Origin of the sequence: Serratia sp. OS31 (assembly GCF_014164835.1) — a bacterium.
GTDB classification, from domain to species: Bacteria; Pseudomonadota; Gammaproteobacteria; order Enterobacterales; family Enterobacteriaceae; genus Serratia; species Serratia liquefaciens_A.
This window is the reverse complement of the sequence record NZ_JACJFQ010000022.1, coordinates 1-25610: the sequence shown is the minus strand read 5'-3', so window position 1 is coordinate 25610 and position 25610 is coordinate 1. Positions and strand designations below refer to the sequence as shown.

Sequence of the window (25610 nt, the reverse complement as noted above, 5' to 3'; positions counted from 1 at the left end):
CCATAAAAACACGTTCGGTCTTTTTATTTAAGGGACCTGTTTGTTTATCTGAACGTCAATCTGCTCTTTACCGCTGAAATTCTGCAGCGCACTCTCGCCGAACCAATCACCCGCCTGTGGCGTGGCCAGACCATCCTGAGAAATTCGCACCCGCACCTTGACCTGATGCTGAGCCGAAAGCAGGCGTTCTGGCATCATGGCGTTGCTGTCATCCAGAGAAAATGACAGCGGGAAACGGCTTAAGGGCAGTTGTTTTACCGCAACCGGCACCGGATTGGTGCCATCGGTCACCGAGATTACCAGCGTCCCCTGCTGCGGCAATGCGTTCGTCGCCTGTGGCGATAACGTCACGTTAATGCCAAGTTTAACAGTTTCTTCGCCCGCCTGTGTTTTTGCTTGTTCAATGCTGCGCTTTATCACTTCGGCACGTTGATCGTTGGCCGGCAACAGCTTCAGCATGACCTGCCAGGCGCCAATGGCCTGCTTGAAATCCCCCTGCTCGAAGGCGTTGAACGCCAGCAGGCTCAGCACGCGCATATTGGTATGATCTTCGGCGATCATCTTGCGCAGCATCTGAGTGGCCTGCTTGTTATCCTCCGGATCGTTGGATCGCGTCAAGACTTCTGCGTAGCCGAGACGGACTTCCAGACTATTCGGATCCAGCTGATAAGCATGAGCAAATGCCTGGGTGGCGGTGGTGGCGTTATTCAGCGCCATCCCCACGCGCCCCAGCATCATCCAGTCGTTGATATTGCGATCGTCCTGCTGCAGCGCGGTACGCAGCCCCAGCCCGAGGCGGGCAATCTCTTCCATGCTCAGCGGTTGGGCACGTTCATTAGCGACCCGCGCGCGCAGATCCGGCATTTGCGCTTCGACCTGTTGCCAGTCCAGTACCTGCGCCAACCCACCGGTTTTCAGATAAAAACCCAGGGTGACCACCACCAGCAAGGCTACGCCGGGCACCAACGCCCAGCGGTTGATGGGCTTCTCCTGCGTATCCTGCTGGCCGGGGATGTCATTGAGCAGGTTTTGCTGCAGCTCTTTCACCAGTTCGGGGCGCTCAGCCACCACGCCCTGCTGTTCGTCCTGCTCCAGTTCATTCAGACGATCCTGATAAAACGCCTTGTTCAGCGTATCGCGACTAGCGGCGGTGCTTTTACCGCTGTGGCGCATCGCCGGTACCACCAGCAACGCCGCAGCGCCTACCAGCAGGACAATAATAATCAGCCAAAAAGCCATTAGGGTTTCTTCCTGTCAGTTTCTTTCAGCAGCGCCGCCAGACGCTGTTGCTCCTGCTCGGAGAATTCATCGTTAGCATTTACGGCACCGGCACGACGATGGCAGGTACGCAATATCACCACCGCGCCGCCGATCAGCACAAACAGCAACGGGCCCACCCACAGGATCAGCGTCGCCGGGGTCACCGGCGGTTCGTAGGTGACGAAATTACCGTAGCGCGCCACCATATAATCGATGATCTGCTGCTTGTTCTGCCCCTGCATCATCAACTCGTACACCTTGGTGCGCATATCTGCTGCAATGATGGCGTTGGAATCGGCGATGCTGTTGTTCTGGCATTTCGGGCAACGCAGCTGTTCGGTCAGTTCCCGGTATTGCTGTTCCTGCTCGACCGAATTGAATCGATAAGTGTCGATAGCCGCCGCGGCACTCCAACTCAGTAATGCGGCAAATATCAGGGTCAGCAGCCTCATGCATCACCCCCATATTTTTTGTACAGCGGCAGCACTTCCTGCTGCCAGACGCGCTCGTTCATGTCCCCGGCGTGGCGGTAGCGAATAATGCCCTGCCCGTCGATCAGGAAGGTCTCAGGTGCGCCGTACACGCCCAAATCCAGCCCCAGCATGCCGTCGCCATCGTACAGGCTGAGCGCGTAAGGGTTGCCCAGCGAGTTCAGCCAGGTCACCGCTTTGCCGCGATCGTCTTTATAGTTCAGCCCCACCACGCGGATACCGCGTGCGGCCAGCGTATTGAGGTATTGATGTTCGGCGCGGCACGTCGGGCACCAGGTAGCCCAGACGTTCAGCAGCATGGGTTTGCCATTGCGCAGCACCGCTTGGTCGTAAGTCTTGCCAGGCTGATCGAGGGACTCCAGTTTGAAGGCCGGCACCGGCTTGCCGATCAACGCCGACTCCAGCATGGTCGGGTCCTCGCCACCGGCGTTGCGCGTCAGCTGCACCATAAACGCCGCCACCAGCAGCAGGAACAGGATTAACGGGATAAACAGCAGCTTACGGTTCATGCCTGCTCCTCCAGCTTGCCTTCGCGCTTGAGTTTTTTGCTCATCCGATAGCGCGGATCGAGAATGCACAGAATACCGCCGATCGCCATAAACACCCCGCCGAACCAGATCCAGCGCACAAAGGGTTTGTAGTACAACCGCACTGCCCAGGAGCCGTCGTCCAGTTCTTCACCCAGCGCGGCATAAAGATCGCGGCTGAAGCCGCCGTCAATCGCCGCTTCGGTCATCATGCTGCGCGCCACGCTGTAATAGCGTTTTTCCGCGTGCAACGTCGCTTCCGGCTTGCCGTTGCGCGTGACATCGATAATGCCGACGCCGCCGCTGTAGTTGGGCCCACGAATATCGTGCACATCGCGGAACACAAAGTGATAGTTATGGATATCCACGCTGTCGCCGGCTTTCATGCGGACATCACGTTCCACACTGTAGTTTTGGCTGAAGGCAATGCCGATGACCGTTACCGCCACGCCAAGGTGACCCAGCACCATCCCCCAGTGGCTACGGGAAAGATGGCTCAGGCCGCGCCAGAAACCGTGGCGATGCGTTGCGCGTTCGTGCAGCTCCATCAGCGTCAGGATGATTACCCAAACCGCCATGATCAGCCCCACTACCGTCATGCCGGCGATGCTGTCTTGCAACAGCCATGGCAGCAGGATCGACAGCACCAGCGTAATCACCAGCGCCACGCTCAGGCGGCGCCAAAGCTTGGTCGGTTCGTCACGGCGCCAGCGCACCAGCGGGCCAATACCCATCAGCAGCGCCATCGGCGCCATCAGCCAGGTGAACATGGTGTTGAAGAACGGTTCGCCGATAGAAATGCTGCCCAGGCCCAACTGCTTGTGCACCAGCGGCAGCAGAGTGCCCAACAGCACCACCAGCATGGCGGCGATCAGCAGTACGTTATTGCCCAGCAAGAAGGTTTCACGCGAGAAGGTTTCGTGCTGCACCCGGCTACGCACCTGCCCGCCCTTGACCGCATACAGCAGCAAAGAACCGCCGATCACGATCACCAGATAGGCGAGGATAAACATGCCACGCGCCGGATCGGAAGCAAAGGAGTGCACCGAAACCAGCACCCCGGAGCGCACCAGGAAGGTACCCAGCAGGCATAATGAGAAGGCGGTAATCGCCAGTAATACCGTCCAGGCCTTGAAGGTGCCGCGTTTCTCGGTCACCGCCAACGAGTGCATCAGCGCGGTACCGGCCAGCCACGGCATAAATGAAGCGTTCTCGACCGGATCCCAGAACCACCAGCCGCCCCAGCCCAGTTCGTAATAGGCCCAGGCGGATCCCAGCACGATGCCCATGGTGAGGAACACCCAGGCAGCCGTGGTCCACGGACGCGACCAGCGTGCCCAGGCCGTATCCAGACGACCGGCCATCAGTGAAGCGATGGCGAAAGCAAAGGCCACCGAGAAACCGACATACCCCATGTACAGCAGCGGCGGATGGAAAATCAGGCCGATATCCTGCAACAGCGGGTTAAGGTCGCTGCCGTCGATCGGGAAATTCGGCAGCGTACGGGTGAAGGGGTTGGAGGTCATGATGATAAACAGCAGGAAACCTGCCGTGATCATGCCCATCACCGACAAGACGCGTGCCACGGCATCTTGCGGCATCGAACGGCTGCACAGGGCCACCGCCAGCGACCAACAGCTCAGCAACAGCACCCACAGCAGCAGCGATCCCTCATGGGCGCCCCAGGTGGCGGCAATGCGGTAATACACCGGCAGTTGGGTGTTGGAGTTGGCGGCCACATAAGCCACGGTAAAGTCATTGACGACAAAGGCGTGCACCAGACAGATGAACGCCAGGGCGATAGCGGCAAACATGCCGTAGGTCAGTGGGCGCGCCACCGCCATCATACGACGGTCCTGGCGCGCCGCGCCCCATTGCGGGTAAATGCTCAGCAGCAGCGAAATCGCCAGCGCCAGACACAGCAGAAAACTTCCCGTTTCCGGCATCATGATTTAGCGCCCTCGTTCTGCGGGGTGGCGTAGGCCGAAGCCGGTCCCTTATGGTTTTCTTTCATCGCGTCGGCCACTTCCGGCGGCGTGTATTTCTCATCGTGTTTCGCCAGCACTTCACGCGCATTCACCACGTTGCCTTCGCCCAGCACGCCCTGCGCCACTACGCCCTGCCCCTCACGGAACAGATCCGGCAGAATACCGGTGTAAGTGACATCAATGGCACCACGTGCATCATAAACTTTGAAGCTGACCTGCAGCGTTTTCTGATCGCGTTTTACCGAACCGGGCATCACCATGCCGCCGATGCGCAGGCGTTGGCCTACCTCCGGTTTCTCATGATTCTCACCCTTGCCCTGCAGAATTTCGCTCGGGGTATAAAACAGATCGATATTGGAGCGCAGCGCGTACAGCATCAGGGTCGCGGTCAGCGCAACGCCGATCAGCACTACAATTGCCAAATACAGACGACTTTTACGACGTGGATTCACAATGATTTCTCCCGCGGGTTAGCGGTTTTTTGTTTCGACTGCTGCGAATGACGAATACGTCGTTCGCGTGCCTGACGGCGACCAATCTCATCCAGCAGTTGGCGGCGCTGCCAGAAAGTGTGGGCCACCAGGCCCAGCAACGAGAGCAGGGTTACGGCTACCGCCAACCAGACGTAGAAGGCGTAGCCTCCCATGGCGAAAAACGCCTGCCAGGAAGTGAATGCTGCGTTCATGGTTGGCGCTCCTTATTGACCAGCCCAGCCACCCAGGGACGCTGGCGTTCCTGAGACAAAATCAGATTGCGCAAGCGCAGCAAGGTGAGTGTGATGAAGAACAGCAGGTAGCCGAGGATCGCCCAACGCAGCGGGGTGCGCATGCTTGGCGCGATGCTCTGTTGCATATTGGTGGAACCCTGATGCAGCGTGTTCCACCATTCGACCGAGAAGTGAATGATCGGGATGTTCACCACCCCGACCAGCACCAGAATGCCGGCGGCGCGGCCCGCCAGGCGACGGTCCTCAAAGGCGTTGTACAACGCAATGATGCCAATATAAAGAAACAGCAACACCAGTTCAGACGTCAGGCGGGCGTCCCACACCCACCAGGTGCCCCACATCGGCTTACCCCAGGCGGAGCCGGTGACCAGCGCAATAAAGGTAAACACCGCGCCGACCGGTGCCATCGCCGCCACCAGGGTATCGGACATTTTCATCTGCCACACCAGGCCGATAAACGCCGCTACCGCCATTGAGCCATAGATCCCCATCGACCACATCGCCGCCGGCACATGGATATACATGATGCGGAAGCTATCGCCCTGCTGGTAATCCTTGGGTGCGAAACCGAATCCCCAGACCCAGCCCAGCAGCAGGCAAGCCGCTCCAGCCAGTCCCAGCCAGGGGATAAAGCGGCCACAGACGTGATACAGCCGTTCAGGCTGGGCAAACTGATGTAACCATTTCCACATTGTCGTCATTGCTCACGGTAAATTTATACGGTGGCCGCCCCGTTGACCGAGGCGACGAAAATTGCTTGTGCGGTGGAACACGCTCTTGGTGGCGTTAACCCGCGTTTCAATAAGTTAGCTAGTGCACGCTCACTCGCAGCGCCGCTGCGGTGGCGAAAGGTGCCAGAGTTATACTTCCCGCCAGCATCGCGCCCAGTATCGCCAGGTAACCGTCTATCGGCATGCCCATAGAGGCGGCGTCGATGGCGGCGGTGGAAAATATCAGCACCGGGATATACAGCGGCAGCACCAGCAGGCTCAGCAGCACGCCCCCCTTGCGCAACCCGACGGTCAGCGCCACGCCGATAGCGCCAATCAGGCTCAGCGTCGGCGTACCCAGCAACAGCGTAAACGCCACCGCCAGCCAGGTATGGGTGTCCAACGACAGCAGTAGCGCCACCAGCGGCGACAGGATCAACAGGGGTAAGCCTGTTACCACCCAGTGAGCACACACTTTGCCTAACACCGTCATCGGCAGCGGCGTCGGCAATAACAACAGCTGTTCCAGCGAGCCATCGAGGAAATCATCACGGAACAGACGCTCCAGCGACAGCAGCGCCGCCAGCAGCGCCGCCACCCAGATAATCCCCGGCGAAATGCGCGCCAGCAGTTGCGGCTCTGGCCCAATCCCTAACGGAAACAGCGTGATAACGATCAGAAAGAACCACAGCGGATTAACGATTTCCGACCCTTTGCGAAAGGCAATCTTCAGCTCGCGCCGCAATACAGTCAAAAACATTAAAGAGTCTCCGCGCGGTTTTCCGTCAGGCTGATTTTGCCTACCGCCTGCGTTGCGCCGGCCAAATCCTGATGCGTGGTCAACAATACCATGCCGCCCTGCTGAGCATGTTGCTCAAAAAGGCTAATTAATTCAGCCACACCCTGCTTGTCTATTGCCGTCAGCGGCTCATCCAGGATCCACAGCGGGCTGTCGCTGAGCCACAACCGCGCCAACGCCACACGCCGCTGTTGACCGGCGGAAAGCTGCGCCACCGGTAAATCCTCATAACCCACCAGACCGACCTGCTCCAGCGCCTGCCAAATGGTCTGGCGATCGGGCGCACCGCGCACCGCCTGGTAAAACTGCAGGTTCTCAAAGGGCGTCAACATGGTTTTAATCCCCGGCTGATGGCCGAGGAATAACAAGTCCTGATAATAACGTTCGCGATGACGCAACGTATTTTGCCCGTGCCAGCAGACTTCTCCGCCTTCCGGCCGCGCCAGGCCCGCCAGAATGCGTAGCAGGCTGGTTTTTCCCGCGCCGTTCGGCCCTTCCACCTGAATAATATCGCCCGGTTTTACCGTAAAGCTCAACGCGCTAAACAGGGTGCGTTCATCACGGACGCAACTCAGATTTTTAGCTTCCAGCATCGGGAGAACTCATATTTTTCTTTGGGATAGCGATCATAGCATAAGCCATCTGTCGCTCGTAGCCCGCAGCCGGTCACTCAACTACTCCAATAGGGGTAATATTGCGCCCCAGATCAAAAATGCGTAGAAAAACCCGCCAACGTTAAACTCTTGTTACTTTTTTCTGCAATTTGCCACACCGCTTTCACAGCTTCCCTGAGCCAACTACGCTTAATCGTGACCCTGAAAGTCTTTGATGGAGATAACGGATAATGAGCGATCGGCAGCAACACCCGGATGCAGAGCAGGAAAATAGCCTGCAGGTAGAAAGCAAAGAGCATGAACAGGGCAAAAGCGAAATTGAGGTAAAGGAAGAGAATCTGCCCTCGCGCGCAGCGGCAGTGCATGAGCTGATCCGCATGGAGGGAGAAAAAGAGCTGGAGCGCGACTGGCTGGCACTGCTGTGGTCAGCGGTGGCCGCCGGGCTGTCGATGGGGGCCTCACTGATGGCAAAAGGCATTTTCCACGCCCGTTTGCCGGACGATCCCAGCCGCTTCTTTATCGAGAACATCGGCTACACCTTTGGCTTTATTATCGTAATCATGGCCCGCCAACAGCTGTTTACCGAAAATACCGTCACTGCCGTACTGCCGATCATGCAAAAACCGACGACGAGCAACTTCTTGCTTCTGTTTCGCCTGTGGGGTGTGGTGCTGCTGGGGAACCTGATGGGGACCGGGCTGGCGTCACTGGCATTTATTCACATGCCAATTTTCGACGAGAACACCCGCAGCGCCTTCGTCAGCCTGTCGGAAGAGGTGATGAAAAACTCGCCGTCGGAGATGTTTGCCAACGGCATTCTGGCGGGCTGGATCATCGCCACCATGGTGTGGATGTTCCCTTCCGCCGGCGCCGCCAAGATTTGGGTGATTGTCTTGATGACCTACCTGGTGGCGATCTGCGATCTGACCCATATCGTCGTGGGATCGGTAGAGATCCTTTATCTGGTGTTTAACGGCGTCATTCCCTGGCAAGAGTTTATCTACCCGTTCGCCATTCCTACGCTGGCCGGCAACATTATTGGCGGCACCTTTATCTTTGCCTTGATCAGCCATGCGCAGATCCGCAACGACATGAGCGACAAAAACAAGGCAGAGCGGCTGGCGACGGAAAAACAAACCGGCAAGGCGAGAAAACCGTGATCGCGATCAGCGCAGCACGCGAAAATCCGCACATATTGGCGAGGGAATGAGCAAACGCACCGCTAAGCGCTTATTCTGCGGGTAAAAAAAGGTATACTGCCCCGGCAGCCTAGGTTGCCGGCCCGCAGCGTCCCCGTAGTTAAACGGATATAACAAGCCCCTCCTAAGGGCTAGTTACTGGTTCGATTCCAGTCGGGGACACCATAAATTTATATACCCGCCTCTGCCGCCCCCACTAACCCGCGCCGTACGAAGCCTCAAATCCTGAGTGATTTATCGAACTTCAAAATTGATCAAAAAAGTCCGTTTTATCAGAATGATACCCCCTAACGCCCAAATCTGGCACAACGTCGAATATTAAAGGTATAATCTCAGATACTATTTGATCGATTTTAGAAACGAACATGACAAAGCTGACATTACAAGAGCAGATGCTCAAAGCGGGATTGGTAAGCAGTAAAAAGCTGGAAAAAGTACAAAGAACCACGAAAAAGTCACGCGTTCAGGCTCGCGAGGCAAGAGAAGCCGTTGAAATCAACAAAAAGGCGCAATTAGAGCGCGATAAGCAGCTAAGTGAACAGCAAAAGCAGGCCGCTTTATCTAAAGAATATAAAGCTCAGGTAAAACAGCTGATTGAAATGAACAGGATCGTCATTTCAAATGGTGACATTAGCTATAACTTCACGGACAACAATTTAATTAAAAATGTACGTGTAGATAAACTGACTCAAACTCAGTTAATTAATGGGCGTCTCGCCATTGCGCGCCTGGTTAGTGATAATAACCCTGATGGCGAATATGCCATTATCCCTGCGGTCGTGGCCAATAAAATTGCACAACGAGATGCAAGCTATATTGTACTGAGCGCTGAACTCAGCCAGGAAGCCAAAGACGAGGAAGATCCTTACGCCGATTTTGTCGTCCCTGATGATTTGATGTGGTAATCAGAACTTTAGGGCAACGGACTCTCCCCCTTGCCCTAACCTCAGAAATCCGTATTCCTGTCACACCACGTAAAAATCGCTTACTGCAAATCAGTGATAAGTATCCAGAGGCTAAAATATATTTTTATAACGCTTAAAGCTTACGAATTAAACGGTCACGCCCGCAGCATTAAAAAACTTAAAATCGTATTTTAGTTCCCTTCGTTAAAATGCTAACATTGGCAAATGATACGGATGGAGTAATAGCATGTTCCCCAACAAAAAATATTCACGACGAGCAAACCCGCTGACCAGCTATCAATTTTCTCGTCTGCATACTTTTGAATGCGTCGCCCGTCATTTATCTTTTTCACTGGCGGCGGAAGAACTGTCCATTACTCCCAGCGCCGTAAGCCACAGAATTAACCTGCTGGAAAAAGAGCTGGGGTTTCTTTTATTCCAACGCTTCCACCGCCGAATTACGCTAACGCCGGATGGCGAGAGAATGCAATGGGCGTTAAATCATTCCTTCGATGCCCTGACGCAGGAAATCCTGGATATCAAAAACCGCGAGCTGACGGGCACCCTGACCCTTTATTCGCACCCTTCTCTGGTTCAGTGTTTGCTGATACCCCGTATCGGCGATTTTATTGCCCTGCATCCGACCATTCATTTAAATATTCTCACCGGGCAGGAAAATATCAACTTGGCCAATCGGGGCGTTGATTTAGCCATGTATTTTGGCCGTCCGCCGTCGGATAAACAGCTGGACGAAATCTTTATGCGGGAGTCCATGGTCCCGATCTGCACGGAGAAATACGCCAAAGCGCATAACCTCTACAACGCACCTGAAAACCTGATGCACTGTACCCTGCTGCACGATCGCTACAACTCGGGTGAAGACGAATGGCAGATCTGGTCACAGCATTTTGATTTGGGCCTGGATACCGACGCCAAAAGCATGGAGTTCGACCGTTCGGACCTGGCGGTGTTAGCGGCAACTCAGCATCTTGGCGTGGCGATGGGGCGACTCAATCTGGTGCAGGACTGGATCAAAAGCGGCGAACTGATTATCCCGTTTACCGACATGGTCCTGCCCTGCGAACACAGCTATTTTATGTCGACGCTCTCTGGGCGTCAGTGGCCTAAGATTATCGCATTCAAAGAATGGATGATGAAAATAACCCCTCTGGTCTGAGGGGCCAAAGGCGAAAAGATCGAAATGATCACCATTTTTTCGGAGTATACGAAAACTCAAGCGCACAGCTGTACAATCGTCCGGCCTTTGAATAATAAATATGCTTGCGGCTGTTATCCCACACCACAGCATAGTTATTAGCAAAGTTTATTATTTCAACCGGAGTTTGGTTTGATAATTTCCCCCGTTTCGTATTTTTCACCACAAAGAAATCACCATTATCGCTTAAGGTGATCAAAGGATAACCCCAGGCATATTTTGACACTTGTACAGTAATAATGAACTGGCTTTCACAGTTTATCTGATAGGTATGAATATCAACGTCCATAGTTTATATTTTTGGTGCAATCCTTCTGGTAAAATAAAACAAATATGAGCAGCTCACGACAATAAGCCCCAAAACGATCAGCACTGAACCTAATACGAATTCGATCTGCAGGGGTTCTCCCAAAATCACCACGCCGGCCAGGATGCCAAATATAGGCGTCATAAAAGTCAGGATACCCAACGAAGACGCCTGGTAATGACGCAGCAGAGAGAACCAAATCAAGTAACTGATAAATGAGACGATAACCGTTTGGAATACCAAACTGCTCCAGGCCACGGAACTCAGCGTGAAATGCACGTTTGGCATAATCATCGCCAACAGGGATAGCACAATGCAGGCGCCCGTCAGCTGGAACAGCAGGGTCTGCTTTGACGAGCAATTCGCCAGACCGGTAGTTCGAATGAGAATAGTAGAGCCGCCCCAGGATAATCCCGCCAGCAGGCCATAAATATCGCCGCGCAGCTGATTCACTCCCTCAGAACTCTCGCCCATGCCGGAGATAGCAAGTACAACGCCGCCAAAAGCGATGGCAATACCGGCCCATTGCACAGCCGACAAGCGCTCATGCCTGATGAAAAAATGCAGCCCTATGGCAGAAAAAAGGGGGGCCGTGTACAGAAAGACCGCCATGTGCGAGGCGCTGGTATAGCGCAAGCCTTCAGAGACGAAAAAGAACTCCAGCGCGAACGACAACCCAACGCCGAAACCGGCTAACAGCGTGCGGGGATCTAATAAAAACTTCTCGCCTTTAAAACGCGCCAGAAGATAGACCGCCAAAGCGGCAATCCCCGACCTGATGGCGATCTGCAGTACGGCGGAAATATCCGGTTCGGCTGCCTTGATCGCCACCTGCTGCAGCCCCCATATGGCACATATCATCACCATGGCGGCGCCGGCTTTGCCGTCTATATTATTTCTGGCACTCATCGAGTCTCCCGCAAACCGCTGAGCTATAAATACACCCCGCCCTCACCGAAAATAATCAGGTGATAAAAATAATATCGAGGGGAAGAGAAAAAACTATTCTTTATAAATCAATATTTCCTGGTACATTTTAATCACTTCACTGTCGCTGTCAGTATCCTCGGTATATTCAGTTTGTTGCGCCACATGAATGACCTTCCACCCTCGCTTAGCTAAATCCGGAATAGTCATACGGCCGACGCCGCGACAGTTAAACAAGGTATCATCACTCAACCGCATCTCACCGATACTGGCATAATCATAAGATTTTGACTGACAAACATGCGATTCAGCCGCCATTAACGGCATTGAGAAAAGCCCGATTAACAGCATGAAATATCCTTTCATAATAACCTCCACAACCCTTATCAATTTCATCTGACTTGTAAATTTCCCGTGTTAAATAACAAGGCGGAAAATTCATTTAAATATATTTCGTTACGATGAAATTACACGGCATATGCCATTCTCTGACAAGTGATAAATATAGAGCTTTGTGTTAGATGAATTCATCCGAAGATTGACGTCGCCCTCCCCCTATCAAGTGAGCACTTTTCGCACGACTCGCCACTCCTGTCGCAACGAGTCGATTAAAAACAAACCAAATAATTAGCAAGAAAAGTAACTTTTTGTGACGCACATTGTGTTACATATGCGTTCCGCTTTACTCACGCCAAAAAACAATGAAAACGCTCAGAAATCATCCTGAGCAATTCACTGATGCCAAAGGGTTTCGGTGAGATTGGCAATCCACAAACAGGGATAAAAAATGACACACAAATTGCGCGCATTAACTCAGGCTGTTGCTCTGGGACTGGTCGTTGGCAGTGCTTCTTTCGCTGCCCAGGCTGAAATCACTTTGTTGAAGCAGGATCCGCAGGCCGGCGATCCGTTGAGCCGTCTTAACTTTACCGTTGGCGGCAGCATCCGCCCACAGTTCAACAACATGACCGGTGATGGCGATAAAGGATCTTACAAACGTAACGGTTTCGACGGCGGCACCCGCTTCCGCTTTGCCGCCGATTACTACCTGTTCGATGACATTAGCTGGATCAGCTATTACGAGCTGGGGGTCAATATTCCCGCGCTGTTCAACTGGGATAACCACTACGCCGACGGCGCCAACGACACCAGCCGCCGTATGCTGTACACCGGTCTGAAAAGCAAAACCTGGGGGCAACTGACCTTCGGCCAGCAAAACAGCATTTACTACGACGTGGTCGGTGCCAAAACCGATATCTGGGACTACGACATGCTGGCCCAGGCACCCGGCAACGGCATCAACGGCGACTACGACGGCTCTTACCGTTCGCGCAAGATGCTGAAGTACAAAAACAGCTTCGGCGATGCCGATGTGTATGCCTCTTACCTGTTCAGCGATGGCGAATATTTGCCGGGCAACGGTCTGCGCTACAAGCGTCAGGGCGGCGGCTCACTGGGCGTGGACTACCACCTGACACCGGACCTGACCTGGGGTACTGCGTGGAACTATACCCGCGCCGAGATGCGTAATCCTTCCACCAGCGGCTCGAAAGATTACGATCAGAACATCGTCGGTACGGCGATCAGCTGGAAGCCGGATAACTGGACCCTGACCTTTGGCGGCGGTTGGTACAACAACTTCCTGACCACCAAAAAAGCCAACGTTAACGACTACTTCGCCGGCGACGCCTGGGGGATTGAATATCTGGCGGGTTATACCGTACCGGTAGGCCAATATGCGGTGAAATCCGTGATGCCGTACTTTATGGGTGACCGTCTTGAGTACGTAACCGGTCGCAACTATCAACGTATCGATAACGGTCTTGGCGTGACGGTACAGTTTGATTACGGTTTCCGTGTGGACGTGGAACACGTACTGACGTCCAGCACCGACAACCTCGGCGATATGACGCTGGTGCGTTTGCGCTACGATTTCTGATTGTCACCGACGTAAAAAAGGCCGCTTAAGCGGCCTCTGACTGCTGACAAAATCCTCTGCTCTTAAACGTTATGTTTTGTGCGCTCATAGAAACAAAGGATTCGGTCTTCAGGGTTTCCCCAAACACCCGAAAACCACGCTTTTCGGGTGTTTGTCATCTAACTAAGGCCGCATACGCGGCCTTTTTCATTGCTGATCAGGTATCAGAATCCACCGCGTGCCGACCGGCCCACCGCTTCACCCAACTGCCAAACCGCCATCGCATAATGGGTGCTGTGATTGTAGCGAGTGATGGTGTAGAAGTTTGGCAGACCGTACCAATACTGGTAACCGGTGCCAACATCCAGACGCAGCAGGCTGGCTTCCTGATTGTCGCCCAGCGACCCTTGCGGGCTCAACCCGGCCTCCGCCAAACTGGCAACGGAATAGCGGGTTTTAAACCCATTTTCCAACCCTGGCGCCTGGCCATTTGCCTGTATCGCCACGGGTTCGCCCTTGGCCCAACCGTGTGCTTTAAAGTAGTTGGCAACGCTGCCGATGGCATCCACCGGATCCCACAGGTTGATGTGGCCGTCACCGTTGAAGTCAACCGCATAGCTCTTGAATGAAGACGGCATAAACTGACCGTAGCCCATCGCCCCGGCGAAGGAACCGCGCAGCTCCAGCGGGTCATCCCCTTCGGTGCGCGACATCAGCAAGAAGGTTTCCAACTCGCCGGCAAAGTAGTCGGCGCGACGCGGATAGTCGAAGGCCAGCGTCGCCAGCGCATCGATAATGCGGGTTTTACCCATCACGCGGCCCCAACGGGTTTCAACGCCGATAATGCCGACAATGATCTCCGGCGGCACGCCGTAGACCTGATAGGCGCGCTGCAACGCGTCCTGATATTGATTCCAGAACTGCACGCCGTTTTGCACGTTGTCCGGGGTGATGAATTTATTACGATAACGCAACCAGGAGCCGTTTGGTCCGGTCGGTCCCTGGGTGCTTGGCGTCGGCGCCTGGCGATCCATCAGCCGCAGCACGGAATCCAGCCGACGGGCCTGCGCCAGTACGTCATGCAATTGCTGACGATCGAAACCGTGCTCCCGCACCATTTTATCGATAAAGCGGGCGGTGTTCGGGTTATTGGCGAAATCGCCGCCCAACGGCTGACCGGAATGCGCCGGCGTCAACAGGAATCCTCCTTTTACGGCGTTGTCCTGAGGCACGGCCGGGGTCGACTTCGGCCCGCTGCTACAGGCAGTCAGTAAGGTAAGCAGGGGGAGAAGAACAACTAAATGACGCATCGGATATCCATATAAGCCAGGCCAGTGATAAGTGTAGGTTATGTTAATCCATTGTCGGGTGCGAACAAACTGGATTATGTCGCTCATCAGCGGGCCGCGAGACAAAGCGTTTTAAAATGTGATGAACAGCACAGAAACAAAGCACCACTTAGGGTAAGCCAGCGGCACCGGCAAAAACCTAAACCTTGATTAAATGACATAGACTCTCATCTTGACTCGACGCAAAGCCTCCCTACACTGCCCTTTTTTAGCGGCTCACCCCGTCGGCAATCACTGATACAACGGAATGCAATTTTGGACTCTCTCGGACAGATCGCTAAAAACACCTTTCAAAGACGCATTGCTCGCCGAACTTATGCATTCTCCGTGCTTATTTTCGCCGCCGGCCTGACCCTGTTGTCCTGTCTGTCCCCCTATCTGGATGAAAACCGGTTTCGTGTTTACGCACACAGCGATATCGGCGAGTTTTTTGCGGTATTTGTCTACCTGCTGTGCATTATGCTGTGGTCGCTGTGGTGGATAGGGTTAACCCTTTGGTTTGTCGCCCATACCGCTTTTCGGTTCAACGACATCGGCACGCTCGGTTGGCCGCTGGCTCTGGTGCTGTATGGGCTCAGCGTGGTGAATAACTACCATCCCGGCCCTGTCGAACGCTGGCTTATCCTGATCAGCCTGTTTGGGCTGCTGTGCGCACTGCTGCTTCCTTCAGGGTTTCGGACACGGAGGACCGGTTAGGCGCGTCGCCGCTGGCTATCTGCGGGGCAAGCGGTCACAATGCCGCATCTCTCCCGGCCCAAACAGGAAATGCCATGTCTTGTCACTACCCCGCCCATTACGCCTTCGATAACGAAAGCGACGCCTGGCAGATTCACTTTCGCGATTTTCCTGAACAACAGGCCGCCTGCTATAAACGTGAAGATATCGAGCTGGAAGCGCAGGAAAGCCTGCTGCTTGCCATCGCCATGGAAATGGAAGAAGGCCGCCCGGTGCCTGCCCCTTCCCCGGCTCTGCCGGATGAATTGGCTATCCACCTGCCGGTGCTGGTGAAGCTAAAACTCGAACTGCATAACATTATGCTGGCCGGTGCCACCTCCAAAGCCGATCTGGCGCGCAAACTGGGCTTTAACGCCGGCCAAATGGATCGCCTGCTGGATGTGGCCTATGCCTCAAAGGTGGAAGCACTGGAACAGGCGCTTTACCTGTTGGGCTATGAAATCCAGACCTCGGTAGCAGAAGTTCGCCGGGGTTAAGAAAAATATTTTTGTCGGGGGCTAAATATTCTTCACTTTTCGCCGATGTGTTCGTTACCGAATCACCAAAAGCAAAAAGTGAAGGCTAAAAATGGAGTGGAGTCGCCGCAATATCTGGACCGTTATTCTGCTGTCGTGCCTTGTCTTCTGGGTCATCCTGCTGACCGGCGCCAACGCCGTCGCCTGATCCCTTTTCATAACATCACAGCAAGCATAATTATAAGGCCCGCGTCAGCGGGCTAATCCTCTTTTGCCTGATAAAAAAGGTAAATAAAAATCGTTTAAAAACAGTCAGCGCTGGTTAAGAAATCGCCAAAAAATGTGATCAAAAACACAGTATTGTAATCAGGCTGGCAATGGGAGTACATTAGCGCCGATCCTGTCGTGGTTCATGTTTTACCTCAAGGACTATGAAGCGCGACAACCGGGTAATCCATGGCCAAGGACGTTGTTCTTCCTCTTGAAGGATCCGCCTGTTAGCCTTGAGTTACCCACAAAACACTCAGCACAACAATCGGGATCATTGGCTTGCGAGGGACTCCAAACGGGAGTTGTTCAGTGAAATATTTTGTTATGGGCGTTTCATTCATGTTGGTGACATGGATTGGCACCTTTATGCTGATGGTTGCATAACCAAGGCATGACCGGGAATCTAGATAAAGGGGCGCACCCGCGCCCCTTAGTTTGATGACAAACACCCGAAAAATGGGATTTTCGGATGTTTGGGGTAAATCTGAAGACATCATCCTTTGTTTTTATTAGCACACTGAACATAACGTTTAAGTACAAAGGACTTTGTCAGCCATCTTAGGGGCGCACCAGCGCCCCTTTGTTGTTTCTGCTCCCCCGGCTATTTCCCCGGCATCATGCGGCGCAGGGTATCGTCCTTGCGCAGATAGTGGTGGTACAGCGCCGCCAACGCGTGCGCACCAATAATAAAGTAACCGGTGTTGGCCAGAGTCTCATGCGTGCTTTTGATTATCCGACGCAGCAACGGATCCGGCGTGACGAACTGAGGAACTTGCCACCCCAGCAATACCCACTCTTTTCCCCCATACGCCAGCGTCAATACACCCAATATAGGCAAGATGAGAAACAGCAGATAGAGCAGCGCGTGAAAGATTCTGGCGCCCCATTCCTGCCACTCTTCCAGCGGCGGCGTGGTTGCCGGCGCAGCATAACGCCGACGCAACCCCAGCCGAATGAACATCAGCAGAAAGACCGTCAGGCCGAAGTTAAAATGCAGGTTTTTTACCAGCGACGCCAAATCATCCGGTACCGAATTTTTCAGCAGCATTGCCGCATAGGTGAGGATCACCATCAGCAGCGTCAGCCAGTGCAAAACAATTTGCGATCTTGCGTAGCGATTACCCATACCGGTTTCCAAATAAATAAAGAAAATCTTATTGGAGCATAGTGGGTAAATAATGAAGAAAACCTTAGCGGAGAGAAAAAAGGCCGGAGCGAATGCACCGGCCTGAAGGCATTACCTGGTCGCGGTCGGGGGGCTGCTCTTGGCCGGCTTGATCAGCCCGTCGGCGCGGAACATCGCTTTGATGCCGCGAACCGCCTGGCGGATACGATCCTGATTTTCAATCAGCGCAAAACGCACGTGGGTGTCGCCGTAATCACCAAAGCCGATGCCCGGTGATACACAAACCTTGGCCTCCGCCAACAGGCGTTTGGCAAACTCCAGCGAACCGAGGTGCGCATAAGGCTCAGGGATCTTGGCCCAAACGTACATCGACGCTTTCGGATTCTCCACCATCCAGCCCGCCTCATGCAGCCCTTTGACCAGCACGTTACGGCGCTGGCGATACTGTTCTGCAATATCCAGCACGCACTGCTGGTCGCCTTCCAGCGCCGCAATCGCGGCGACCTGCAGCGGGGTAAAGGTCCCGTAGTCGTGATAGCTCTTGATGCGTGACAGTGCGTTGACCAGCTCCGGGTTGCCGACCATAAAGCCGATACGCCACCCCGCCATGTTGTAGCTTTTCGACAGGGTGAAAAATTCTACCGCGATATCTTTGGCACCGGGCACCTGCATGATCGACGGTGCTTTCCAGCCGTCATAAACGATGTCGGCATAAGCCAGATCGTGGATCACCAGCACGTCGTATTGCTTGGCCAGCGCCACCACGCGTTCGAAGAAGTCCAGTTCAACGCACTGGGCTGTCGGGTTTGACGGGAAACCAAGGATCATCATTTTCGGACGCGGAATGGTTTCTCGAATGGCGCGCTCCAGCTCACCAAAGAAATCCACGCCGTCCACCAGCGGCACAGAGCGCACCTGCGCGCCGGCGATTACCGCACCGTAAATATGGATCGGGTAACTCGGGTTCGGCACCAGCACGGTATCGCCATGATCGAGCGTCGCCAGCATCAGGTGCGCCAGGCCTTCTTTCGAACCAATGGTGACAATGGCTTCGGTTTCGGGATCGATCTCCACCTGGTAGCGGTCGGCATACCAGCGTGAAATCGCACGGCGCAAACGCGGGATACCGCGCGAGGTGGAATAGCCGTGGGTGTCGTCACGCTGCGCAACGGTGCAGAGTTTTTCCACAATGTGCGGCGGCGTCGGCCCATCGGGGTTGCCCATGCTGAAATCGATAATATCCTCGCCGCGACGGCGTGCAGCCATCTTAAGTTCGGCGGTGATGTTGAATACGTAAGGGGGGAGACGTTCAATACGCGTGAAACGGCGTTGCGGACTATTATCAGCCATAGGGACCTCAAAGTGACGTTAGCGCCCGGACCATCCGAGCGACGCTGGCCAATCTGTCGATTGACCGGATATTGAACATATCGCAGCCCCGGCAGGCTTGTCGATACCCCGTGCAATATTTTTATTTATCGGCCCTGAACTCCCTCGCCAGCAGCCCGAACTGCCAGTCATCGCGCCATTGTCCCGCCAGCCGGTAGTTATCGCGCAGCGTCCCCTCCAGCAAGAAACCGCATGACTCCAGCAGTCGGCGCGAGGCGATATTGCCTTCGGTCACGGTGGCCGTCAGCTTATGGAAATCGCAGGCGTTAAAAGCGAAATCCAGCACCGCCCGCAACGACTCCTTGCCGTAGCCCTTGCCCTGCCCGGACGGCAAGCTGCCATACCCCACTTCCGCCTGTTGGTAAGGTAACCACTGCGGACGAAAACCGGTCATCCCTACCACTTCTCCACTGGCCTTTTCGCACATCACCAGGCACAGCCACTGCTCCCCATATTTGTCCCAGGCGGGGAGTCTCGCCTCAAAACGCGTGCGGATTTCTGCTTCACTGAGCGGATCGGCGATATAGCGAATTACCTCGGGATCCTGATACAAGCGCAGAAACAGCGGCCAATCGTCGGCCGTTATCGACTGCAGGGTCAAACGTTCAGTGACCAGTTTCATTTAAAATCTCCGAAAAACGAAAATGAGGAAGTTACGAATGAAAGATATCCCTTTATTTTCCTCTATTAAATCCAGATAATCATTAACGTTAAAACAACAAAACCATAACGCCTTACCCGGTCCCCTACAACCGTCCGTCGTTGCCTGCCGGCAGCGCGAGGAGAACACCATGGCTTCCTTACTCATTGACGATATTCCAAGCGCCATTACCACCGTCAAACGGCAATTGCGACAGGCTTTGCCAAATTATCGCGAAACCTTCCTGGCGCTGGAAGACAACATCCGTCAGCAGGTCGAGCAGATTCGTCAGGAACTGGCCGCCGGTCAGAACCCGGTCCCGCAAATCGATGCCGAAGATATTCTGCAGCAACGCGTCAGCGAGCAGCAAAAAGCCTTGATCAAACAACGTGGCGCCTGCGCCATCCGCGGCGTATTCCCGCGCGATAAAGCCGAAGCCTGGAACCAGGAAGTCGGCAATTATCTCGAGCGCAACAACTTCGTAGAACGCCTGAAAGGGGCTGCCGAAGATAACTACTTCGGTAAACTGGCCGCCAGCAAACCGCAAATCTACGGCATTTACTGGTCAAAACCGCAGGTGGAAGCACGCCAGGACGCGCGCATGCACGCGGTGCAAGTGTTCCTCAACAGCCTGTGGGAAACCGAGAGTAACGGCAAACAGCACTTTGACCCCATGCGCGTCACCACCTATGCCGATCGCACCCGCCGCCGGCCGCCAAACTCCTCTTCGCTCGGGCTGTCACCGCACGTAGACAGCGGTACCATCGAACGCTGGCTGGATGAGAATTTCCGTTACGTCTATCGTCACGTGTTCTCCGGCAACTGGCAGGCTTACGATCCCTTTGCCGCCGACGGTCGCACCGAAGTGCGTGAAATCGCGTCACCGGCGGTATGCTCGATGTTCCGTACCTTCCAGGGCTGGACGGCATTAACGCCGCAGCGGACTCACGCCGGCACGCTGAATCTGGTGCCGATCGCCAACGCCATGGCCTACGTACTGTTGCGTGCGCTGCAGGATGACGTCGCTGACGACGATCTGTGCGATGCCGCCCCAGGCCGTGCGCTGTCGATCTCCGAAAAATGGCATCCCCTTTTATTAAGTGGGATTTCCCCTATTCCCGATTTGGAGCCGGGCGATACGGTATTCTGGCACTGCGACGTGATCCATGCGGTGGAAAACGAGCATAACGGCGAGTTCGACAGCAACGTGATGTACATCGCCGCCGCGCCCGGCTGCGAGAAAAACGACGCCTACCTGCAACGCCAGTTGCCCAGTTTTATCAGCGGTAAGACACCGCCGGACTTCGCCCCTGATGATTTCGAAGTGGATTTCGAAGGGCGCGCCACGGTCGACCTGTTGACCCCGCTCGGCAAAGAACAGTTAGGCATCAAATAACCCCGCCCCCGTGGTGCGCCGCCGGCCGCCACGGGGCCAATTCGCTGTGATATACTCCGCCCTATCTTTCCGCCGCAGCGAGAGCCCGTCGTGCACCCTTTTTTTGAAATGCTGTTAGCGGTATTCGATCGCGCAGCGCTGATGCTGATCTGCCTGTTTTTTCTCACCCGCACCCGGTTGTTCCGCCAGTTGCTGCAAAAAGAGGACCATACGCCGCTTGAACTGGGCATGGTCACCGCCATTTTCTCGCTGTTTGCGCTGTTCAGCACCTATTCAGGCGTCAACGTGGAAGGCTCGCTGGTCAACGTGCGGGTGATCGCCATCATGGCCGGCGGCATCCTGTTCGGCCCCTGGGTAGGGATAATCACGGGCATTATCGCCGGGGTGCACCGCTACCTGATTGATATCGATGGCATCACCTCGGTTCCCTGCCTGATCACCAGCATCATTGCCGGTATCAGCGCCGGCTATATCAACCTGAAGGTGAAGAAAGAGCAGCGCTGGCGCGCCGGGATCGTCGGCGGCATGCTGTGTGAATGCCTGACCATGCTGTTGATCGTGCTGTGGGCCAAGCCGACCGAGCTGGGGCTGGATATCGTCTCCAAAATTGCCCTGCCGATGATCCTCGGCACGGTGTGCATCGGTCTGATCGTGCTGCTGGTGCAGAGCGTAGAAGACGAAAAAGAAGTGATCGCCGCGCGACAAGCCAAGCTGGCGCTGGATATTGCCCGCAAAACGCTGCCCTATTTCCGTAATATCAACAGCGAAACGCTGGCCACCATTTGCGACATCATTCGTCATGACATTCAGGCCGATGCGGTGGCCATCACGGATACCCACCAGGTGCTGGCCTATGTCGGCGTGGGTGAAGAGGCCTACCCCATTGGGCGTGAAGGACTGAGCCGCGTCACCCGCGAAAGTATCCGGCACGGCAAGATCATCATCAAAAACAACCTGGAAAACCCGGCCACGCCGCAGATCCACTCGCAGTTGGTGATCCCACTGTGGGAAAAGGGAGAAGTGACCGGCGCGCTGAAAATTTACTACTGCCACGCCCACCAGATCACCAATACGCTGAAGGTGATGGCGGTCGGTCTGTCGCAGATCATCTCCACCCAAATGGAGGTCTCGCGTATTGAACATCTGCGCCAAATGGCGGACAAGGCGGAAATGCGCGCCCTGCAGAGCAAGATTAATCCCCATTTCCTGTTCAACGCCTTGAACGCCATTTCGTCCTCTATCCGCATCAATCCGGACACCGCTCGCCAGCTGATTATCAACCTGTCGCGCTACCTGCGTTATAATTTGGAGCTGAACGACGAACTGATCGACATCCGTAAGGAGCTGCACCAGATTCAGGATTATATCGCCATCGAACAGGCTCGTTTCGGCGCCAAGCTGACGGTGATCTATGATATCGATGACGACATCTCGGTGCGTATTCCCAGCCTGCTGATCCAGCCGCTGGTCGAGAACGCCATTGTGCACGGCATTCAACCGTGCAAGGGCAAAGGGGTAGTGGTGATTGCGGTGAAAGATCAGGGCGATCGGGTCAGGATTTCGGTCAAGGATACCGGTCACGGTATCGACCCGCAGGTGATAGAACGCGTCGCACGCAATGAGATGCCTGGGCACAATATCGGCCTGCTGAACGTGCATCATCGCGTCTCCCTGCTGTACGGCGAAGGGTTGCGAATTCGCCGTCTGGAACCCGGCACCGAGATTGCCTTTTACATCAGTAAAAACGGCGGCAAACTGCCGGTGGATAACAGCGCGCTGCCAGCCGGAGAGCCATCATGAAAGCCATTATTGTCGAAGACGAGTTTCTCGCTCAGGAGGAGCTCAGCTATCTGATCAAGAAACACAGCAATATCGTTATCGAAGCCACCTTCGATGACGGGCTGGACGTGCTGAAATACCTACAAAACCATCAGGTCGATGCCATTTTCCTCGACATCAATATTCCGTCGCTGGACGGCGTACTGCTGGCGCAAAACATCAGCAAATTTGCGCACCGACCTTCGATAGTGTTTATCACCGCCTATAAAGAACATGCGGTGGAAGCGTTCGAAATCGAAGCGTTTGACTACATCCTCAAGCCTTATCACGAAGCGCGCATCGTCACCATGCTGCAAAAGCTGGAGGCGCTGCACAGCCGCCCGGCCCCCCTGCCGGAACAGGCCAGCGCGCCGAACCGCAGCAGCCACAGCATTAACCTGATCAAAGACGAACGGATTATCGTTACCGACATCAACGACATTTACTATGCCGCCGCCGATGAGAAAGTGACGCGGGTTTACACCCGACGCGAAGAGTTTGTGATGCCGATGAACATCACCGAATTTTACGGCCGCCTGCCCGAGGAACATTTCTTCCGCTGCCACCGTTCCTACTGCGTCAACCTGTCAAAAATTCGCGAGATCGTCCCCTGGTTCAACAACACCTATATTCTGCGGCTGAGTGACCTCGATTTTGAAGTGCCGGTCAGCCGCAGCAAGGTTAAAGAGTTTCGCCAGCTGATGCGCCTTTAATCGTCAGAGGCTACCAGCGCGGGCCCGGCCCGTAGTAATAGCCTGGCGGCGGCGGAGGTGGCATGCGGTAATGCGGGCGATCGCGCCATTCACGCCGTGGCGGACCGTAATAGATCACCCGTGGTGGCGGACCATAGTAATAACCGCGTGGACGCTCATAGCCCCGGTGTTCAGCCCACCAGCGCGGATCGCGCCAACGACCGCCGTCCCAATAGTGACCGCGATTATCGCGATCGCCGATATGCAACGAAAGCCCCGGCACATTCACACCGATGGACACGTCCGCATGGCTCACTAACGGCAGCGACAGCAGTGCGGCCAGTAACAACAGTATTTTTTTCATCTTAACGACTCCTGCAAAGCGGAACCCGTCCGTTCACCGCTAACATAGGCCTGTGCCCGCCGCCGCTCTATAGGAACAGTGCCCATTTACGCCATTCGCACACATCCTTCACAATTTACCCACAATTTTGCACCGATGATTTACAATAAATCGCTGATATTCTTGATGTAGATCACGTGGCATCAGCTGCATTTCATCCCCTTTTACCCCCTAAAACGGCAACTCATGCGCTTGCTGATGCATTTCATTCCTCCCCCTGTGCAACTCATTCCCGATCCGCCGCCGAGTGGTAGTACCAGCCTTATAATAAGCCCATACCGCGGGGCAACAGACGCTACCGCAAATCTCGCCAACGGCTGACCGCCCGGCAATACACACACAGGAAGGAGACCGGCCATGAACACCAAACCGGTAAATCGCAGCTTAATCGTTCTGGGTACCATCATCTGCCAGATGGGTCTCGGCACTATCTATACCTGGAGCCTGTTCAACCAGCCGCTGGTCGACAAGTTCCACTGGGGCCTCGGTGACGTCGCCACCACCTTCTCCATCACCAGCTTCTTCCTGGCCTTCGCCACCCTGTTTGCCGGCAAACTGCAGGAACGCTTCGGCATCCGTAACCTGACGCTGTTCTCCGGTATCCTGGTGGGTCTGGGACTGATTGCCAGCGCCTACGTCAGCTCGCTGGACATGATTTACCTGCTGGCCGGCGTAGTGGTCGGTTTCGCGGTAGGTATCGCCTATATCTCTACCCTGTCCAACCTGATCAAATGGTTCCCGGCCAACAAAGGCTTAATCTCTGGTATTTCGGTCGGGGCGTTCGGTAGCGGCAGCCTGTTGTTCAAATACGTCAACGCCGCGCTGATTGCCGACGTGGGCGTCTCCAGTGCCTTCTTCTACTGGGGTGCCATTGTTATGGCGCTGATTGTTCTGGGCTCCCTGCTGCTGAAAGAACCCGTACTGGCAAGCCAATCTGCACAACAAAGCGCGGGTAACCTGGGCAACGACTTCAGCGTACGCCAGATGCTGGCGACCAAAGAAGCCTACCTGCTGTTCATGATTTTCTTCGCTGCCTGCATGAGCGGTTTGTACCTGATTGGTATCGTGAAAGACATGGGCGTACAGCTGGCCGGGATGGATTTGGCTACCGCCGCCAATACCGTGTCTGCCGTCGCTATCTTCAACACCGCAGGCCGTATCATCCTGGGCACGCTGTCTGACAAAGTGGGCCGTATGCGCGTCATCAGCTTCACCATGCTGGTTACCGTGCTGGCGATTGTGGCTCTGAGCTTCCTCACGCTGAACCACACCCTGTTCTTTATCTGCGTCGGCGCAGTCGCCTTCTGCTTCGGTGGCAACATCACCGTGTTCCCAGCGATTGTCGGTGACTTCTTCGGCCTGAAAAACCACAGCAAAAACTACGGCATCATCTATCAAGGCTTCGGTTTGGGCGCGCTGGCGGGGTCATTTGTCGCCAAATACTTCGGCGGCTTCCACGCGACCTTTATGGTGATTGGCGTGCTGTCCATCGCTTCCCTGATTATCACCTTGTTCATCAAGGCACCGAAAGCGGTGGCGCAGGAAGAAGAAACATTCGAGCCGGCGCATCTGGCTAAAGCCTGATAGCCCAGGCGGCAAAAAGGGGCGCAACCTGCTGGGTTGCGCCCCTTTTTTTATCTTTGAATAATTGGTGCAAAGATAATATCAAATCTCATTTTGAAAAATAAAATAACATTTAGAAAAAATAATTATATTTCTCCGAGTTTGTAAAAATTTGCTATGATTACC

At 54.7% G+C, this 25610-nt stretch carries 28 protein-coding genes and 1 tRNA gene; 12 read left to right on the top strand and 17 right to left on the bottom strand.

Going from position 1 to position 25610, the window contains the following annotated elements; genetic code table 11:
- Nucleotides 1–27: 27 nt before the first annotated feature.
- The 9 genes from ccmI to ccmA form a co-directional block, all read right to left on the bottom strand.
- Nucleotides 28–1239, bottom strand: a complete 1212-nt coding sequence (gene ccmI, locus H5P17_RS17750; RefSeq protein WP_182824345.1) for a c-type cytochrome biogenesis protein CcmI — start codon at nucleotides 1237–1239, stop codon at nucleotides 28–30.
- Complete coding sequence (locus H5P17_RS17745) at nucleotides 1239–1712, bottom strand: cytochrome c-type biogenesis protein (RefSeq protein ID WP_182824343.1); 474 nt, start codon at nucleotides 1710–1712, stop codon at nucleotides 1239–1241. Before H5P17_RS17745 ends, ccmI begins: the two co-directional genes overlap by 1 nt.
- On the bottom strand, nucleotides 1709–2260 hold the full coding sequence (locus H5P17_RS17740; RefSeq protein WP_182824341.1) for a DsbE family thiol:disulfide interchange protein: 552 nt from the start codon (nucleotides 2258–2260) through the stop codon (nucleotides 1709–1711). Before H5P17_RS17740 ends, H5P17_RS17745 begins: the two co-directional genes overlap by 4 nt.
- Complete coding sequence (locus tag H5P17_RS17735; protein ID WP_044552716.1) at nucleotides 2257–4227, bottom strand: heme lyase CcmF/NrfE family subunit; 1971 nt, start codon at nucleotides 4225–4227, stop codon at nucleotides 2257–2259. Before H5P17_RS17735 ends, H5P17_RS17740 begins: the two co-directional genes overlap by 4 nt.
- Nucleotides 4224–4718: a cytochrome c maturation protein CcmE gene (ccmE, locus tag H5P17_RS17730; RefSeq protein ID WP_012146100.1), complete on the bottom strand. Its 495-nt coding sequence runs from the start codon at nucleotides 4716–4718 to the stop codon at nucleotides 4224–4226. Before ccmE ends, H5P17_RS17735 begins: the two co-directional genes overlap by 4 nt.
- Entirely contained in the window at nucleotides 4715–4951 is a 237-nt protein-coding gene (ccmD, locus tag H5P17_RS17725; protein WP_020827923.1) for a heme exporter protein CcmD, read from the bottom strand. The genes ccmE and ccmD overlap by 4 nt, the downstream gene beginning before the upstream one ends.
- Nucleotides 4948–5685, bottom strand: coding sequence for a heme ABC transporter permease (locus H5P17_RS17720; RefSeq protein ID WP_044552717.1), 738 nt, complete (start codon nucleotides 5683–5685; stop codon nucleotides 4948–4950). The genes ccmD and H5P17_RS17720 overlap by 4 nt, the downstream gene beginning before the upstream one ends.
- A gap of 118 nt (nucleotides 5686–5803) precedes the next feature.
- Complete coding sequence (ccmB, locus tag H5P17_RS17715; protein WP_044552718.1) at nucleotides 5804–6463, bottom strand: heme exporter protein CcmB; 660 nt, start codon at nucleotides 6461–6463, stop codon at nucleotides 5804–5806.
- Nucleotides 6463–7095 (bottom strand): cytochrome c biogenesis heme-transporting ATPase CcmA, encoded by a 633-nt coding sequence (gene ccmA / locus H5P17_RS17710; RefSeq protein WP_182824340.1) that lies wholly within the window; start codon nucleotides 7093–7095, stop codon nucleotides 6463–6465. The genes ccmB and ccmA overlap by 1 nt, the downstream gene beginning before the upstream one ends.
- A gap of 251 nt (nucleotides 7096–7346) precedes the next feature.
- On the opposite strand from ccmA, the gene H5P17_RS17705 reads away from it, so the two are divergent.
- The 4 genes from H5P17_RS17705 to dsdC all read left to right on the top strand — a co-directional run bounded on the left by H5P17_RS17705 (nucleotide 7347) and on the right by dsdC (nucleotide 10397).
- Complete coding sequence (locus H5P17_RS17705; RefSeq protein ID WP_182824338.1) at nucleotides 7347–8276, top strand: formate/nitrite transporter family protein; 930 nt, start codon at nucleotides 7347–7349, stop codon at nucleotides 8274–8276.
- Nucleotides 8277–8405: 129 nt separating this feature from the next.
- Nucleotides 8406–8480, top strand: a tRNA-Arg gene (locus H5P17_RS17700).
- Nucleotides 8481–8680: 200 nt separating this feature from the next.
- A complete protein-coding gene (locus tag H5P17_RS17695) occupies nucleotides 8681–9220 on the top strand; it encodes a DUF2058 domain-containing protein (RefSeq protein ID WP_044552721.1) in 540 nt (179 codons plus the stop codon).
- Between the two features lie 247 nt (nucleotides 9221–9467).
- A complete protein-coding gene (gene dsdC, locus H5P17_RS17690; protein ID WP_044552722.1) occupies nucleotides 9468–10397 on the top strand; it encodes a DNA-binding transcriptional regulator DsdC in 930 nt (309 codons plus the stop codon).
- 28 nt (nucleotides 10398–10425) lie between these two features.
- Here the strand turns inward: dsdC and H5P17_RS17685 are convergent, their stop codons facing one another.
- The 3 genes from H5P17_RS17685 to H5P17_RS17675 form a co-directional block, all read right to left on the bottom strand.
- Nucleotides 10426–10725, bottom strand: a complete 300-nt coding sequence (locus H5P17_RS17685; protein WP_020827934.1) for a hypothetical protein — start codon at nucleotides 10723–10725, stop codon at nucleotides 10426–10428.
- A gap of 3 nt (nucleotides 10726–10728) precedes the next feature.
- Entirely contained in the window at nucleotides 10729–11652 is a 924-nt protein-coding gene (locus H5P17_RS17680) for a DMT family transporter (RefSeq protein ID WP_182824336.1), read from the bottom strand.
- Nucleotides 11653–11745: 93 nt separating this feature from the next.
- Nucleotides 11746–12036, bottom strand: coding sequence for a hypothetical protein (locus H5P17_RS17675; protein ID WP_182824334.1), 291 nt, complete (start codon nucleotides 12034–12036; stop codon nucleotides 11746–11748).
- Between the two features lie 421 nt (nucleotides 12037–12457).
- On the opposite strand from H5P17_RS17675, the gene H5P17_RS17670 reads away from it, so the two are divergent.
- A complete protein-coding gene (locus tag H5P17_RS17670; protein ID WP_122079937.1) occupies nucleotides 12458–13609 on the top strand; it encodes a porin in 1152 nt (383 codons plus the stop codon).
- Between the two features lie 203 nt (nucleotides 13610–13812).
- Here H5P17_RS17670 and mltB read toward each other — a convergent pair whose 3' ends face one another.
- Nucleotides 13813–14898, bottom strand: coding sequence for a lytic murein transglycosylase B (gene mltB / locus H5P17_RS17665; protein ID WP_182824332.1), 1086 nt, complete (start codon nucleotides 14896–14898; stop codon nucleotides 13813–13815).
- Between the two features lie 366 nt (nucleotides 14899–15264).
- Here mltB and H5P17_RS17660 point away from each other — a divergent pair, with 366 nt between their 5' ends.
- The 3 genes from H5P17_RS17660 (at nucleotide 15265) to ypdK (ending at nucleotide 16781) form a co-directional block, all read left to right on the top strand.
- Nucleotides 15265–15633: a hypothetical protein gene (locus H5P17_RS17660; RefSeq protein ID WP_370570047.1), complete on the top strand. Its 369-nt coding sequence runs from the start codon at nucleotides 15265–15267 to the stop codon at nucleotides 15631–15633.
- 74 nt (nucleotides 15634–15707) lie between these two features.
- On the top strand, nucleotides 15708–16148 hold the full coding sequence (locus H5P17_RS17655) for a hypothetical protein (RefSeq protein WP_182824328.1): 441 nt from the start codon (nucleotides 15708–15710) through the stop codon (nucleotides 16146–16148).
- Nucleotides 16149–16706: 558 nt separating this feature from the next.
- Nucleotides 16707–16781 carry a membrane protein YpdK gene (gene ypdK / locus H5P17_RS17650; protein ID WP_104410986.1) on the top strand — a complete coding sequence of 25 codons (75 nt, stop codon included), beginning with the start codon at nucleotides 16707–16709 and terminating at the stop codon, nucleotides 16779–16781.
- A gap of 217 nt (nucleotides 16782–16998) precedes the next feature.
- Here ypdK and H5P17_RS17645 read toward each other — a convergent pair whose 3' ends face one another.
- The 3 genes from H5P17_RS17645 to H5P17_RS17635 all read right to left on the bottom strand — a co-directional run bounded on the left by H5P17_RS17645 (nucleotide 16999) and on the right by H5P17_RS17635 (nucleotide 19534).
- Nucleotides 16999–17523: a cytochrome b gene (locus tag H5P17_RS17645; RefSeq protein WP_044552730.1), complete on the bottom strand. Its 525-nt coding sequence runs from the start codon at nucleotides 17521–17523 to the stop codon at nucleotides 16999–17001.
- Nucleotides 17524–17634: 111 nt separating this feature from the next.
- Nucleotides 17635–18873 carry an alanine transaminase gene (alaC, locus tag H5P17_RS17640; protein WP_182824326.1) on the bottom strand — a complete coding sequence of 413 codons (1239 nt, stop codon included), beginning with the start codon at nucleotides 18871–18873 and terminating at the stop codon, nucleotides 17635–17637.
- A 121-nt stretch (nucleotides 18874–18994) separates the two neighbouring features.
- Entirely contained in the window at nucleotides 18995–19534 is a 540-nt protein-coding gene (locus tag H5P17_RS17635; RefSeq protein WP_182824324.1) for a GNAT family N-acetyltransferase, read from the bottom strand.
- Nucleotides 19535–19703: 169 nt separating this feature from the next.
- Between H5P17_RS17635 and H5P17_RS17630 the strand changes: the two genes are divergently transcribed.
- The 3 genes from H5P17_RS17630 to H5P17_RS17620 all read left to right on the top strand — a co-directional run bounded on the left by H5P17_RS17630 (nucleotide 19704) and on the right by H5P17_RS17620 (nucleotide 23479).
- Nucleotides 19704–20948, top strand: coding sequence for a DUF1479 domain-containing protein (locus H5P17_RS17630; protein ID WP_182824322.1), 1245 nt, complete (start codon nucleotides 19704–19706; stop codon nucleotides 20946–20948).
- A 108-nt stretch (nucleotides 20949–21056) separates the two neighbouring features.
- Nucleotides 21057–22748 carry a sensor histidine kinase gene (locus H5P17_RS17625; RefSeq protein ID WP_220496896.1) on the top strand — a complete coding sequence of 564 codons (1692 nt, stop codon included), beginning with the start codon at nucleotides 21057–21059 and terminating at the stop codon, nucleotides 22746–22748.
- Nucleotides 22745–23479, top strand: a complete 735-nt coding sequence (locus H5P17_RS17620) for a LytTR family DNA-binding domain-containing protein (protein ID WP_044552734.1) — start codon at nucleotides 22745–22747, stop codon at nucleotides 23477–23479. Before H5P17_RS17625 ends, H5P17_RS17620 begins: the two co-directional genes overlap by 4 nt.
- Before the next feature lie 10 nt (nucleotides 23480–23489).
- On the opposite strand, the gene H5P17_RS17615 is transcribed toward H5P17_RS17620, so the two are convergent.
- Complete coding sequence (locus tag H5P17_RS17615; protein ID WP_044552735.1) at nucleotides 23490–23822, bottom strand: DUF2502 domain-containing protein; 333 nt, start codon at nucleotides 23820–23822, stop codon at nucleotides 23490–23492.
- A gap of 396 nt (nucleotides 23823–24218) precedes the next feature.
- Here H5P17_RS17615 and H5P17_RS17610 point away from each other — a divergent pair, with 396 nt between their 5' ends.
- Nucleotides 24219–25445, top strand: coding sequence for an OFA family MFS transporter (locus H5P17_RS17610; RefSeq protein ID WP_044552736.1), 1227 nt, complete (start codon nucleotides 24219–24221; stop codon nucleotides 25443–25445).
- The last annotated feature ends 165 nt before the right edge of the window (nucleotides 25446–25610 follow it).